General features: G+C 68.3%; 11 protein-coding genes. 4 read left to right on the top strand and 7 right to left on the bottom strand.

Annotation, left to right across the window (positions count from 1 at the left end; all coding sequences use genetic code 11):
- Positions 1-5: 5 nt before the first annotated feature.
- The 6 genes from AC1M14_RS03975 to coq7 all read right to left on the bottom strand — a co-directional run bounded on the left by AC1M14_RS03975 (position 6) and on the right by coq7 (position 7,391).
- Positions 6-1,148, bottom strand: coding sequence for a glycosyltransferase family 4 protein (locus AC1M14_RS03975; RefSeq protein WP_479731035.1), 1,143 nt, complete (start codon positions 1,146-1,148; stop codon positions 6-8).
- Positions 1,149-2,498 (bottom strand): murein biosynthesis integral membrane protein MurJ, encoded by a 1,350-nt coding sequence (murJ, locus tag AC1M14_RS03970; protein ID WP_102774013.1) that lies wholly within the window; start codon positions 2,496-2,498, stop codon positions 1,149-1,151.
- A 1-nt stretch (position 2,499) separates the two neighbouring features.
- Positions 2,500-3,525 carry an SDR family oxidoreductase gene (locus AC1M14_RS03965; protein WP_102774014.1) on the bottom strand — a complete coding sequence of 342 codons (1,026 nt, stop codon included), beginning with the start codon at positions 3,523-3,525 and terminating at the stop codon, positions 2,500-2,502.
- Between the two features lie 9 nt (positions 3,526-3,534).
- Complete coding sequence (gene tviB / locus AC1M14_RS03960; protein ID WP_102774015.1) at positions 3,535-4,812, bottom strand: Vi polysaccharide biosynthesis UDP-N-acetylglucosamine C-6 dehydrogenase TviB; 1,278 nt, start codon at positions 4,810-4,812, stop codon at positions 3,535-3,537.
- A 97-nt stretch (positions 4,813-4,909) separates the two neighbouring features.
- Positions 4,910-6,016 carry an MraY family glycosyltransferase gene (locus AC1M14_RS03955; RefSeq protein WP_043546295.1) on the bottom strand — a complete coding sequence of 369 codons (1,107 nt, stop codon included), beginning with the start codon at positions 6,014-6,016 and terminating at the stop codon, positions 4,910-4,912.
- Between the two features lie 700 nt (positions 6,017-6,716).
- The gene (gene coq7 / locus AC1M14_RS03950) at positions 6,717-7,391 is read right to left on the bottom strand and encodes a 2-polyprenyl-3-methyl-6-methoxy-1,4-benzoquinone monooxygenase (protein ID WP_111825854.1); all 675 of its coding nucleotides are present in this window, start codon (positions 7,389-7,391) and stop codon (positions 6,717-6,719) included.
- A 123-nt stretch (positions 7,392-7,514) separates the two neighbouring features.
- On the opposite strand from coq7, the gene AC1M14_RS03945 reads away from it, so the two are divergent.
- The 4 genes from AC1M14_RS03945 to AC1M14_RS03930 all read left to right on the top strand — a co-directional run bounded on the left by AC1M14_RS03945 (position 7,515) and on the right by AC1M14_RS03930 (position 11,923).
- Complete coding sequence (locus AC1M14_RS03945) at positions 7,515-7,958, top strand: OsmC family protein (RefSeq protein WP_102774017.1); 444 nt, start codon at positions 7,515-7,517, stop codon at positions 7,956-7,958.
- An 87-nt stretch (positions 7,959-8,045) separates the two neighbouring features.
- Entirely contained in the window at positions 8,046-9,017 is a 972-nt protein-coding gene (locus AC1M14_RS03940; RefSeq protein ID WP_102774018.1) for a thymidylate synthase, read from the top strand.
- A gap of 310 nt (positions 9,018-9,327) precedes the next feature.
- A complete protein-coding gene (locus AC1M14_RS03935) occupies positions 9,328-11,391 on the top strand; it encodes a putative bifunctional diguanylate cyclase/phosphodiesterase (protein WP_102774019.1) in 2,064 nt (687 codons plus the stop codon).
- 43 nt (positions 11,392-11,434) lie between these two features.
- Positions 11,435-11,923 carry a dihydrofolate reductase gene (locus AC1M14_RS03930; RefSeq protein WP_102774020.1) on the top strand — a complete coding sequence of 163 codons (489 nt, stop codon included), beginning with the start codon at positions 11,435-11,437 and terminating at the stop codon, positions 11,921-11,923.
- A gap of 2 nt (positions 11,924-11,925) precedes the next feature.
- On the opposite strand, the gene AC1M14_RS03925 is transcribed toward AC1M14_RS03930, so the two are convergent.
- A complete protein-coding gene (locus tag AC1M14_RS03925; protein ID WP_102774021.1) occupies positions 11,926-13,350 on the bottom strand; it encodes an aminotransferase-like domain-containing protein in 1,425 nt (474 codons plus the stop codon).
- Between the last annotated feature and the right edge of the window lie 34 nt (positions 13,351-13,384).

The following is a 13,384-nucleotide window of genomic DNA, read 5'->3' as shown; positions in this document are numbered from 1 at the left end:
GGACCCTAGCGGCCCGGCGCGCGCACGCCGTCAAAAAGTTCTTGCCATTTCTGCAGCACGCGCGCGGCCGAAAACCGCTCGCGCACGTCGATCGCCGCCTGCGCCATGCGGGCGCGCCCGGCGTCGTCGCGCATGAGCGCATCCAGCGCCGCCACCAGCGCGGGCACGTCGCCGTTGGGCCGCACCAGCACGCCGTCCACCCCGTCGCGCACGATTTCGCGCGGGCCGGTGTCGCAATCGAAGGCGACGGCGGCCAGGCCGCTGGCCATGGATTCGAGCAGGGTGTTGGACAGGCCCTCGAAGCGCGAGGTCAGCACGTACAGGTCGGCACTTTCGTACCAGTCGCCCACATTGCCCGCGCGTCCCGGCATGAAGACGCGCTCCTGCAATCCGGCTTCGCGCACCTGCGCCTCCAGCGCGCGCCGCTCGTCGCCCTCGCCCAGGATAACCAGATCCCATCCGGGATGCGAGGACGCCAGCCGGGCATAGGCCTGGATCAGCAGGTCGAAACCCTTGTCGGCATGCAGCCGGCCCACGGCCAGCAGGCGCTTGCGGCCCGCGCCGGCAACCGGCGCCAGCACGGGTTCCGCGCGCGGCAGCGGGAAATGCACCGGATTGGGGATGACGGCCAGCCGGCAGCCCGGCACATACCTGTCCAGCCAGTCCGCGGTGCCGCGGGTCAGCGCCACCACGCGCGCGGCGCGCGGATAGGTCAGGCGCCGCAGGCGCTGCCAGAAGCCCGACAGGGTCTGCGACGGCGGATGCGTGTGCTCGGTCGCGATCACCCGGCACGACAGGCCGGCGCAGGCCAGCACCGACAGCACCGAGGCCGTGGTCATCATGCCCAGCACGATGTCGGGCCGAAACGACCGGACCACGCGGCGCAGCGCGCGCACGCGCTGCACGTTGCTCCAGATCCCACGCAGTCCGCCGCCCTCGCCCGCGGTGTCCAGCACCTCGCGGCGCACCTTGGGATGCAGCGCATAGACGTCGCCCGCGGCGCCGGCCTGGGTCACCACCATGACCTCGCGGCCCATCTCGGCCCAGTGCGCGCTCAGGTCGGCGGCGACCCGCTCGGCCCCGCCGCCGCCCAGCGAATGGATGAACAGCAGGACACGCAGGGACCGGCCGGAATCAGTCTCGGACATTCAATCGGCCTCCTTGGTTTCGGCCTTGCGCAGCGCCACCAGCAGGTAGCAGGCGAAGGACAGCAGGTACATGAGGCTGGTGGCCAGCATGATGCCGGCCGCGCCCATGCGGGCCGCCAGCAACGGATTCAGCGCCGCCTTCAGCAGGAAATTGCCCACGGCGATGGCCGACATGATGCGGTAGCGGTTCTGGCTGGCCAGCAACTGCACCAGGATCAGCACGCCGAAATAGAACGGCAGCTGCAGGAGCCCCCAGCGCAGCACGTGCGCCACGGCCTGGGTGTTCTCGGCCGTGAAGGCGCCGCGCTCGAACAGCACCGACACGCCCCACGGCGCCAGCACCCAGCCCAGCACTACCGCGCCGCCGCCGGCGGCCACCATCAGCACGGACCATTTCAGGGCCATGACGCGCGCGCGGCCGGTATCGCCGCGCGCCTGCACGTCGGCCAGCACGGGCAGCGCCGCGCGTCCCACCGATACCGCGCCTATGCCCAGGAGCAGCGACAGCAGCCGGCTGGCGTAGCCCAGCGTGGCGTTGGCGTTGGCGCCGAGGTTGGCGGCGGCGTACTGGTCCAGCGGGCCGACGAAGCTCATGGCCACCTGGCCGATCAGCATCACGCCGGCCGCGCTCATCAGCTCCGGCCAGTGCGGCGAACGCAGCGACAGGCGCGGCGCGCCCCAGAAGCCGCCGTCGGCGCGCGCGGCCAGCCAGGCCAGCCAGACGGTCTGGATGGCGTAGCCCACCAGCGTGCCCCACAGCAGCGGCCCCACGCCGTCGGCGCTGGCCGCCAGCATGACCCAGGCCAGGGTGGCCACGGCAGGCACGCTGTCGAGCAAAGTGTTGACGTGGCGCTCCTGCGCGCGCAGACGGGCGGCGCTGATGCCGGCGACGAGCAGCAGCGCCGCCACCGGGGCGAAGGCCGCCAGCAGCTCGCCGGTCATCTCGCGGACCTGGGCCGACAGGCCCTGGCCCAGCATGCCCAGCACCTGCGGCCAGGCGAACCAGGTCAGCAGCGCCAGCGCCACGCCGGCCGCGGCGACCCAGCCTTGCAGCTCGCCGATGAACAGGCGTCTTTCGGTTTCCTCGGCGCGGCGCAGCCGCACCAGCACCGGGATCAGCACCACCGACAGCACGCCCACGATGGTCACGGGCAACCAGGTGGCCATCGTCATGGTGAATTGATAGGCGTCCACGGCGTCGCTGACGCCGTAGCGGTACGCCACCGCCATCTCCTTGACGGCGCCGGCGGCCTTGCCCAACAGCAGAAACACCGCCACCCGGAACGCGCCCTTGAATATGCGCAGGTGGTCCGGGTGGATGTTGCCGAGTTTTCTGGCTAGTGCTTTCAAATCAACGCAGGAATTGCGTGTACCAGGGCATGGCCACTTCCAGGCCCTGCAGCACCGTGTGGGTGGGCGCGTAGCCCAGCAGGCGGCCGGCCTTGCTGACGTCGGCCTGCGAATGGCGCACGTCGCCGGCGCGGAAATCCGCATACACCGGCTGCTTGGCGTAGTCCACGCCCTGCTTGCCCAGCGCCTGCGCCAGGAAGCCGAACAGCTGGTTCAGGGTGCTGCGGCCGCTGACGGCCACGTTGTAGACCTGGTTGCGGCCTTCGGCCGGCGCCATCGCAGCCAGGATGTTGGCCTGCACCGCGTTGTCCACGAAGCAGAAGTCGCGGCTGGTCTCGCCGTCGCCGTTGATGGTGACGTCGTCGCCCTTGATCATGGCGGCGGTCCACTTGGGGATCACCGCGGCGTAGGCGCCGTCCGGGTCCTGGCGCTTGCCGAACACGTTGAAGTAGCGCAGGCCCACGCTCTCGAAGCCGTAGGAACGGGCGAACACGTCGGCGTACAGCTCGTTGACGTACTTGGTCACGGCGTACGGCGACAGCGGATTGCCGATGTTCTCCTCGACCTTGGGCAGCGCGGGATGGTCGCCGTAGGTGGAGCTGGAGGCCGCGTACACGAAGGACTTGACCTCGGCGTCGCGCGCCGCGACCAGCATGTTCAGGAAGCCGCCGATGTTCACCTCGTTGGTGGTGATCGGGTCCTTCAGCGAGCGCGGCACCGAGCCCAGCGCCGCCTGGTGCAGCACGAAGTCCACGCCCTGCGCGGCGCGGCGGCAGGCTTCCAGGTCGCGGATGTCGCCTTCGATGAAGGTGAAGCGCGCCCATTGCTCGGGGCTGACCGAGGCGCGCACCTCGTCCAGGTTGCGCTGGTGGCCGGTGGCGAAGTTGTCCAGGCCGGTCACGGTCTGGTCCAGCTTCAGCAGGGTTTCCAGCAGGTTCGAGCCGATGAAGCCGGCGCAGCCGGTCACCAGCCACTTGCGCGGCGCGGCCGCCAGTTCTTGCTTGATGGTGTCGAAACGGGTGGTCATGGGCAATCCTCAGAGACGCAGGTCGGAGTCGGCGGGCGACAGCACGTACTTCAGGTCGTACAGGATGTGCTGCGGCTTGCCCAGCTTGCGGATGCCCTCGGCGCCCAGCGCCTTGAACTGGTTGTGCGCCACCGCCAGGATCACGGCGTCGTACTTGCCTTGCTCGGGCTGCGCCACCGGCGTCAGGCCATATTCGTGCACCGCCTCTTCGGGGTCGACCCAGGGATCGTAGACGTCCACGTCCACGTTGTAGTCGCCCAGTTCCTTGACGATGTCGACCACGCGGGTGTTGCGCAGGTCGGGGCAGTTTTCCTTGAAGGCCAGGCCCATCACCAGCACGCGCGCGCCCTGCACGTGGATGCGGCGCTTGGTCATGGCCTTGACCAGCTGCGACACCACATAGCTGCCCATCGAGTCGTTCAGGCGGCGGCCCGCCAGGATGATCTCGGGGTGGTAGCCGATGGACTGCGCCTTGTGGGTCAGGTAGTACGGGTCCACGCCGATGCAGTGGCCGCCCACCAGGCCCGGACGGAACGGCAGGAAGTTCCACTTGGTGCCGGCGGCCTGCAGCACGGCCTCAGTGTCGATGCCCATCTTGTTGAAGATCAGGGCCAGCTCGTTGATCAGCGCGATGTTCACGTCCCGCTGCGTGTTCTCGATGACCTTGGCGGCCTCGGCCACGCGGATGCTGGAAGCCTTGTGCGTGCCGGCGGTGATGATCTCGCGGTACAGCTGGTCGACCAGCTCGGCCACTTCGGGCGTGGAGCCGGAGGTGACCTTCTTGATCGTGTTGACGCGGTGTTCCTTGTCGCCCGGGTTGATGCGCTCGGGGCTGTAGCCCGCGTAGAAATCGACGTTGAACTTCAGGCCCGAGACGCGCTCCAGCACCGGCACGCAGTCTTCTTCGGTGGCGCCCGGATAGACGGTGGATTCGTAGATGACGATGTCGCCGCGCTTGAGCACCGCGCCGATGGTCTCGCTGGCCTTGACCAGCGGCGTCAGGTCGGGCTGCTTGTATTCGTCGATGGGAGTCGGCACGGTCACGATGAACACGTTGGCCTTGCCCAGTTCCGCGCGGTCGGCGGTATAGCTCAGCTGGGCCGCTTCGGCCAGTTCGGCGTCGCTGACTTCCAGCGTATGGTCGTGGCCGGCCTTCAGCGCGTCGATGCGGCGCGCGTTGATATCGAAGCCGATGACCGGGCGCTTCTTGCCGAACTCCACCGCCAGCGGCAGGCCCACATAGCCCAGGCCGACGACCGCGAGCTTCACATCCTGGATTTGCAACATAACTCTCCCTTCACCGTAGAACGATTACGGCATCTTAAATATGGTCGGGTGATAGATAAACCTGGCCCGGCGGCGGCCGCCGCCGGGGCGCTCCACGCTAATCGGTGGTCCGCAGGACCGACGGCAGCAGCAGCCAGCCGGGGCGGCGCCAGGACACGAGGCGCGCGTAGAGCCAGATATAGACGCTGGCGAACACCACCAGACTGGCGCCGAGCGCCCAGGCGTTGTCCCACCAGATGGTGGCCGGCACCAGGCCGATCAGGGCCAGCACCCACATGTAGGGCGACGCCAGCGCGTTGCACAGCGCCGGCACGGCATGGCGGCGGCCGCGGCTGAACGTCACGCGGACCAGGCGGCGGAACACCAGCTGGTGCAGGTGCAGCGCGTCCGGCTGGTCCACCGGCACGCCGCGCTTGAAGCGGCGGCGCCAGATCGAGAAGCCGGTTTCGAATACGGGGTAGAACAGCACGGCCAGGGCGTAGAACGGCGACACCGACGGGTTGCGCACCACCAGCAGCACGGCCAGCTCGGCCAGCATGAAGCCCAGGAAGTACGCGCCGCCGTCGCCCAGGAACACGCGCCCGAACGGGAAATTCCAGACCAGGAAGCCCAGCGTGGCCGAAGCCAGGGCCGCGGCCACCAGGAAGATGGGCACGTCGCCGACCTGCAGCGCCACCAGGCTGATGGAAACCGCCATCAGCGTGGCGACCATGCCGGCCAGGCCGTTCATGCCGTCGACGATATTCAGCGCATGGGTACAGCCGCCCACCGCGAACATGGTGAACAGCAGCGACACCGGCCAGAACGAGAGCACGTAATCCACCGGGGCCATGCCCACGCGGCTGACGCCGCCCAGCAGCCACCACGCGATCGCGGCCGACAGAAACGCGGCCAGCAGGCGCTTGCTGGCGCCGATGTCCTTGGTGATGTCCTCGAGCAGCCCGGCCACGAACACCGGCAGCGCCGCGACGAACAGCGCGGGCCACAGCCAGGTCAGCGTCATGTTGCTGGGGCCGAGCACCAGCAGTCCGGCCAGCGTGCCGGCCAGCACCGCAAGGCCGCCCACGCGGGGCGTGGCCCGCGAATGGTTGGCCTGAGGCTTGTTGAGGTCGCTGTCGCCAGTAAAAGCGCCATGCCAGCGCTCCGACGCCACGATGAGTCCCCCCACCATGAATGCGACCACGCAAATGTACAGCCAGGTCAAAGCATCACCTTTGGTTGGTCTATCGAGACAGGCCCGCCATTATCGGAGGCAGGTGTAACGCCCATATATGGGAGGAATAAGGAAGTGCAATTCCCCGGCACAGAACGTAACGCCCAGCGCCCGGACGCGCGGAAATACGGATTTCATGCAGATGATTGTAGAACTTTCCGCCCGCGTGTACCCGAAATATCCAAGGGAAAACGCGAAGCCCCGGCGGTTGGGTGAATAAACTGGGGACGGAGCTTGCGCAGGCAAAAAAAAGCCCGAGATCGTGAGATCTCGGGCTAAATCCACCAAAGGAGGAGGGTGGAGGAGACAACCTTGGCATGTTGGGAGCTGGCTTTCCGCTCGCTGCGCTGTCGGGGTTTTGCACCGCGCCGACTGCGTTTCAACATCCGATGTATGAATAGTACCGAAGCTTTTTGTGCGATGCAAGATTTTTTTTGATCTGCCGCCACGAATCTTTTTTTCGTTGCGTTTTTGCCTCATGGCCTCGGCCCTCCCCCTGGAAAGGCGCGCCAGACAATGATCTTACCGGAAAAAGGGTTTTTGCTGAATGGGTAAACCCGTTTCGGATTAACCCTAGATCGCATCGGGTAATCCCGCCCTAGCTTTTGCACCGGAATAGTGCGTCGCGCACTGCTTTATTGCTTTTTTGCGCATCGCAACATTTCGCAGCAGGCGCCGAAGCGCCCTCGCTTCAGATCCAGTAGGCCGTGCTGGTCATCACCTTGGACATGGCTTTCATGGCGGCCCGCGCGGGCAGCGGCAGGGGCACGCCCCCGGCCTGTTCGGCGCTGGCGCGGTGCTGCGCCTCGTCGTCCTTCATCTTCTGGACAATCTGGCGCGAGCGCTCGTCCTGCACCGGCAAGGTGCGCAGATGGCCGTCGAGATGCGCCTCGACCTGTTTCTCGGTCTCGGCCATGAAACCCAGGTTGCGCGGCACGCCGGCATAGCTGGCCAGCACGCCGAGCGCGAACGAGCCGGCGTACCAGAACGGATTGAGCAGGCTGGGACGGCTGCCCAGCTCGGTCAGGCGCTGGTTGCACCAGACCAGGTGGTCCACCTCCTCGGCGGCGGCGTTGAGCAGTAGCTCGCGCGGCGCCGGTTCGCGGCACACCGAGGCCTGGCCGCGGTACAGCGCCTGGGCGCACACCTCGCCCACGTGGTTCACCCGCATCAGCCCGGCCGCATGGCGTTTTTCCTGGGCCGACAGGGCCTGCGGCGCTTCCTCGGCGGTGGCGGGATAGGACCGCCCGGCGGTGGCGCTGCCGCTCAGCACCCGCAGCGCGCGGTCGGCTTCGGCCAGGAAGGCGTCCAGCGGGTTGGTGCGGCGCAGGAAGGCAGGGCCGGTTCTGGACAGGGCGGTGGACATAGGCGACTCCTAGGCAAGGCAGGCGCCCCTGCCCCTGATGCGGGGCGGGGCTCTCATGCCTCAAATTGTACGCAACAGGTATCATCGACCATTGACTGCGCTCAAGCTCAAGGACTCGACAACATGGAATGCACGATCGACTGGGGCGGCCCCAACGGCATGCTCTTTACCGCCAGCACCGGCAGCGGCCACGTGGCCGTGATGGACGGCGCGGTGGACGGCGGCGGCCACAACCTGGCGCCCCGCCCGATGGAAATGCTGCTGGCCGGCACCGGCGGCTGCACCGCCTACGACGTGGTGCTGATCCTCAAGCGCGGCCGTCATGCCGTCACCGGCTGCAGCGTCAAGCTGCAGGCCGAGCGCGCCGACGCCGATCCCAAGGTGTTCACGCGCATCCACTTCGCCTTCACGGTCACCGGCCGCAACCTGCCGCGCGCGGCCGTCGAGCGCGCGGTGCAGCTGTCGCACGAGAAATACTGCTCGGCCTCGGCCATGCTGGAAAAAACGGCCGCCCTGACCTTCTCGGTCGACATCGTCGACACCCACGAAGCCCCCGCCGCCGCCTGAACCACGCCCCCGTGGTGTAATCCCGATATTGCCCATCTTCATCCGCGCCGCCGCGATCCGATCGCGGCGGCCAGTCTGCGTCCCGCCATGAAACAATACCTGGACCTCGTTCAAACCATCCTGGACACCGGCGCGTGGCAGGAAAACCGCACCGGAATCCGCACGCTCAGCATGCCGGGCGCCGCGCTGCGCTTCGACCTGCAGCAGGGCTTTCCGGCGGTCACCACCAAGAAACTGGCGTTCAAGTCCGCCATCGGCGAAATGGTGGGCTTCCTGCGCGCCTCGCGCAGCGCCGCCGAATTCCGCGAGCTGGGCTGCAAGGTCTGGGACCAGAACGCCAACGAAAACAGCCAGTGGCTGGCCAACCCGTACCGCGAAGGTCCCGACGACCTGGGCCCGGTGTACGGCGTGCAATGGCGCCAGTGGCCCGCCTACAAGGTGCTGGACGCAGCCCGGGACAGCCAGATCGCCGACGCGCTGGCGCGCGGCTACGCCAAGGTGGCCGACCTGAACGAGGACGGCCGGCCCAAGGTGCTGCTGTACAAGGCGGTGGACCAGCTGCGGCAATGCCTGGACACCATCCACGAGCGCCCGGGCGACCGCCGCATCCTGTTCCACGGCTGGAACTGGGCGCAGATCGAGGAAATGGCGCTGCCGCCCTGCCACCTGCTCTACCAGTTCCTGCCGAACGCGACCACCCGCGAGATCTCGCTGTGCCTGTACATCCGGTCCAACGACGTCGGCCTGGGCACGCCGTTCAACCTGACCGAAGGCGCGGCCCTGCTGCATCTGGTCGGCCGGCTGACCGGCTACACGCCGCGCTGGTTCTCGTACTTCATCGGCGACGCCCACATCTACGAAAACCACCTGCCCATGCTGCGCGAGCAGCTCACGCGCGAGCCTTACGAAGCGCCGCGGCTGGTGCTGTCGGACCGCATCCCCGACTTCGCGGTCACCGGGCGCTACGAACCCGAATGGCTGGAAAAAGTGGAGCCGGGCGACTTTTCCCTGGCCGGCTACCGCCACCATGCTCCCCTGACCGCGGCCATGGCCGTGTAGCCCGTCGCCGCGCCGGGTGCCGGTGAGGATTGGTGAGCATCTGGCAGCGCGATTTCGGTATAACCCAACCCTTGGCCATGGACGCGCGCCAGCGCCCTTGCGCGTCCAACCCTGACCAACCCTGACCCGCCGCCCGGCGGCGCCTGCCGCCGGCCTGGCCCGGCCGTCTTCCCTATCCCGACCTGAGAACACGCGCAGCGCCCGAACGGCAGCCAGGGCCAGCCTGCGATCGAATTGCAACCATTGACTACCAATTGATTTGAGTTGAAGCCCGCGCGGCCGCTGTATGCGCTAAGGACAGGACCCACACATGCTCGTTGGAACGTATAACCCTTCGCTCGTCCTCGTATCCCTGGGAGTCGCCATCCTGGCTTCGTATACGGCGTTGGGAATGGCCAACCGGGTGCGGGCCGCCTGCGGCCAGCCGGCGGCCCGCTACTGGCTGGCGGGCGGGGCCTTCGCGATGGGCGTGGGTATCTGGTCCATGCATTTCATCGGCATGCTGGCGTTCAGCCTGCCGATCCCGATGGGCTACGACCTGCCGCTGACGCTGCTGTCGCTGGCCATCGCGATCGGCTGCTCGGCGTTCGCGCTGCGCACCGTCAGCCGCGACGAGCTGCCCGGCCGCCGGCTGGCGGCCGGCGCGCTGCTGATGGGCGCCGGCATCGCGGCGATGCACTACCTCGGCATGGCCGCGATGCGCATGACGCCGGGCATTATCTACGACGCGAAATGGTTCGCGCTGTCCATCCTGATCGCGGTGGGCGCCTCCGGCGCCGCGCTGTGGATCACGTACCGGCTGCGCCACGGCGGGCCGCGGATGCTGTGGTCGCGCCCGCTGGCGGCCGTGGTCATGGGCATCGCCATCGTGGGCATGCACTACACCGGCATGGCCGCCGCCGGTTTTCCCGAAGGCAGCATCTGCATGGCCGCCAACAGCGGCATCTCGGCCGGCTGGCTGGCCATCGCCGTGACCGCGGTGACCCTGAGCGTGCTGGTCATCGCGCTGCTGGTCGCGGTGCTGGACAACCGGATGGAAGAGCGCACCTCGGCGCTGGCCTCGTCGCTGGCCGAGGCCAACGAGGAACTGGTGCAGCTGGCGCTGCACGACACGCTGACCAAGCTGCCCAACCGCATCCTGCTGGAAGACCGGCTGGAGCAGGCCATGGAAAGCGCCAGCCGGCGCAAGGGCTATTTCGCGGTGCTGTTCTTCGACCTGGACGGCTTCAAGGCGGTCAACGACGCCTATGGCCACCACACGGGCGACGCGCTGCTGATCGACCTGGCCCAGCGCATCCGCCAGACGCTGCGCACGCAGGACACCGTGGCGCGGCTGGGCGGCGATGAATTCATCGTGCTCAGCGAAGTGGTCGAACCCACCGACGCCGCCAACGTGGCCGACCGCCTGATCGACGCCATCGCGCGCCCGGTCACGGTCTACGGGCACGAAGTGCTGGTGACCTCCAGCGTCGGCATCGCCATCTATCCGAACGACGGCGAGGACATCCACGCGCTCCTGACCAACGCCGACGCCGCGATGTACCACGCCAAGCGCCTGGGCGGCACCGGCTACAGCTTCTTCGAGCCGTCCATGAACGCCGACGCCCACCAGCAGATCGAACTGCTGCACGACCTGCGCATGGCCCTGGAGCGCAACCAGTTCGTGCTGCACTACCAGCCCAAGTACCAGGCCCCGTCCGGTCCGCTGGTCGGCGCCGAGGCGCTGCTGCGCTGGAACCACCCCACGCGCGGGCTGGTCGGTCCGGACCAGTTCATCCCCATCGCGGAAAAGACCGGCCTGATCCTGCCCATCGGCGAATGGGTCATCGACGAGGCCTGCCGCCAGATGCGCGCCTGGATCGACGCCGGCCAACGCCACTGGAGCATCGCCGTCAACATCTCGGCCCTGCAGTTCGCCCATGCCGGCCTGGTCGAGACGGTGCGCGCGGCCCTGCAGCGGCACGGCGTGCCGCCGGCCTGCCTGACGCTGGAAGTGACCGAATCCACCGCCATGCGCGACGCCGAGGCCAGCCTGGCCGTGCTCAAACGCCTGTCGGCGCTGGGCGTGGCGATTTCCATCGACGATTTCGGCACGGGCTATTCCAGCCTGCTCTACCTGAAGCGCCTGCCGGCGACCGAACTGAAGATCGACCGCGGCTTCGTCAACCAGCTGGAGAACGACGACGAGGACGCGGCCATCGTGTCGGCCATCGTCGCCCTGGCCCAGCAGCTCAACCTGCGCATCGTGGCCGAGGGCGTGGAAACGGCCGCGCAGCAGAACTTCCTGACCGGGCTGGGCTGCGATTCGCTGCAAGGCTTTCTGCTGGGCAAGCCCATGCCGGCCGAGGATTTCCTGGAGCACGCCGCCGACTAGTGGAATTTGCTACGCTAGGGCATCCATCCGAACCCGTCTTCCCATGTCCGCCAGCCTCACCCTGATCGTCGCCTATTCCACCAATCGCGCCATCGGCCGCGACAACGCCCTGCCCTGGAAACTGCCGGGCGACCTGGCGCACTTCAAGCGCAGCACCCTGGGCCACCCCATCATCATGGGCCGCAAGACCTGGGACTCGCTGGGCCGCCCCCTGCCCGGCCGCAGCAACATCGTGATCAGCCGCAATCCCGACCTGCGCGCCGAGGGCGCCATCGTGGTCGCCACGCTGCAGGCCGCCATCGAAGCCTGCGGCGACGCGGCGCAGGCCTACGTCATCGGCGGCGCCCAGATCTACGCGCAGGCCCTGCCGCTGGCGCAGCGCGTGCTGGCCACCGAAGTCCACGCCCAGGTCGAGGGCGACGCCTTCTTCCCGCTGCTGCCGGCCTTCCAGTGGAAGGAAACCGCGCGCGCCCCGCAGCCGGCCGAAAACGGCTACGAATACGATTTCGTCACGTACGAGCGCGCCGCTTAGGGTCACCCGTCCCACGCCCCCGTATTCCGCATGAACCGCCACAACTCGGGCGCATCCGAATACGCCACGTTGAACCGTATCCACGGGGTATCGGCCTCGTCCACCTCGAAGTAGGACCCCGGCGCCAGCCAGATGCCGTCCTTGAGCGCCAGTTCGGCCAGGCCGCTGGCGCCGCGTTCGCGCCATTGCCCGCCCGGCCGAGCCCACAGGAACAGGCCGCCCTGCGGCCGTCCGTAGACCTCGAAGCCGTGCTGCGCCATCAGCTGCGCCACGCTTGCGTGGGCCTCGGCCAGGCGTTCGCGGGTGCGGGCGATGTGGGCGCGGTAGCGCCCTTCGCGGATGACCTGGTGCACGATGCGTTCCATGATTTCCGGCGAGGTCAGGCCCACCGCCATCTTGGTGCGCGCGATGTCGCGCGCCAGGTCGCGGTGCGCGACCACGTAGCCCACCCGCACCGACGGGCTGATGACCTTGGAATAGCCGCCCAGGTAGACCACCCGGCGCGCCCCGTCCAGCGCGGCCAGCATGGGCGTCACGCCGGGCGCCAGTTCGCGCGAGATGTCGTCCTCGATCACCCATAGCCCGTGGCGCTCGGCCGCCTGCAGGATGCGGAAGGCGTTGGCCATGCCGATGCTGGCGCCCGACGGATTCTGCAGCACGGTATTGATGAACAGCGCGCGCGGCCGGTGGCGCGCCACGGCGGCGTCCAGCGCCTCGCAGTCCAGGCCGTCCAGCGTGCGCGGCACGGCCACCGCGCGCAGCCCCGCCAGCCGCAGCATCTGCAGCAGGTTGGCGTAGGCCGGCTGCTCCACCAGCACGGTGTCGCCCGGACGCAGCAGCGTGCGTATCACCATGTCCAGCCCGTGGGTCACGCCCTGGGTCAGCACCACCTGCGAGGCCTCGACCTCCATGCCCTGCGCGCCCAGGCTGGCGGCGATGGTGTCGCGCAGCGGCGCGTAGCCGTAGGGGTGGCCGTAGTTCGCGATGCGCATGGCCGGCACCCGGCCCATGTGGCGCAGGGCCAGGTGCAGCCCTTCCTCGTTCAGCCATTCGCCGGGCAGCCAGCCGCAGCCGGATTTGATGGGGATGGAGTGGTCGGCGAAGATGTCCGACAGCAGCCAGGCCGCGTTCAGCCGCGGCGGCTCCCATGCCGGGGCCCGGGCCGGACGGGCCGGCGCGTCGGGCGTGGCGACGCGGTAGCCGGCGCCCGGGCGGGCCGCCAGCCAGCCCTGCGACACCAGCCGGCTGTAGGCGCTGGCCACGGTGAACGTGCTGACGCCGTACTGGCGCGCGCACTCGCGCACCGAAGGCAGCGCCATGCCCGGGCGCAGCGTCTGCGCCTCGATGCCTTGCAGGATGGCGGCCGCCAATTGTTCGACCAGGCTCGGGGCCTGGCCGCGGGCGCGGATGGGCTGGAAATCGATCACGGAGATAACTGTACAGTTGTGCCGTTTATAACTA

The sequence above is a fragment of the Achromobacter sp. SX5 genome, from assembly GCF_056711425.1.
Note: the sequence above shows the minus strand (reverse complement) of the source record. Positions and strands in the feature narration are given on the sequence as shown.

Bases quoted from the DNA above. Each gene is read 5' to 3' on its own strand.
- AC1M14_RS03975 (WP_479731035.1), bottom strand. From the start codon at position 1,148: ATGTCCGAGACTGATTCCGGCCGGTCCCTGCGTGTCCTGCTGTTCATC.
- AC1M14_RS03965 (WP_102774014.1), bottom strand. From the start codon at position 3,525: ATGACCACCCGTTTCGACACCATCAAGCAAGAACTGGCGGCCGCGCCG.
- tviB (WP_102774015.1), bottom strand. From the start codon at position 4,812: ATGTTGCAAATCCAGGATGTGAAGCTCGCGGTCGTCGGCCTGGGCTAT.
- coq7 (WP_111825854.1), bottom strand. From the start codon at position 7,391: ATGTCCACCGCCCTGTCCAGAACCGGCCCTGCCTTCCTGCGCCGCACC.
- AC1M14_RS03945 (WP_102774017.1), top strand. From the start codon at position 7,515: ATGGAATGCACGATCGACTGGGGCGGCCCCAACGGCATGCTCTTTACC.
- AC1M14_RS03940 (WP_102774018.1), top strand. From the start codon at position 8,046: ATGAAACAATACCTGGACCTCGTTCAAACCATCCTGGACACCGGCGCG.
- AC1M14_RS03935 (WP_102774019.1), top strand. From the start codon at position 9,328: ATGCTCGTTGGAACGTATAACCCTTCGCTCGTCCTCGTATCCCTGGGA.
- AC1M14_RS03930 (WP_102774020.1), top strand. From the start codon at position 11,435: ATGTCCGCCAGCCTCACCCTGATCGTCGCCTATTCCACCAATCGCGCC.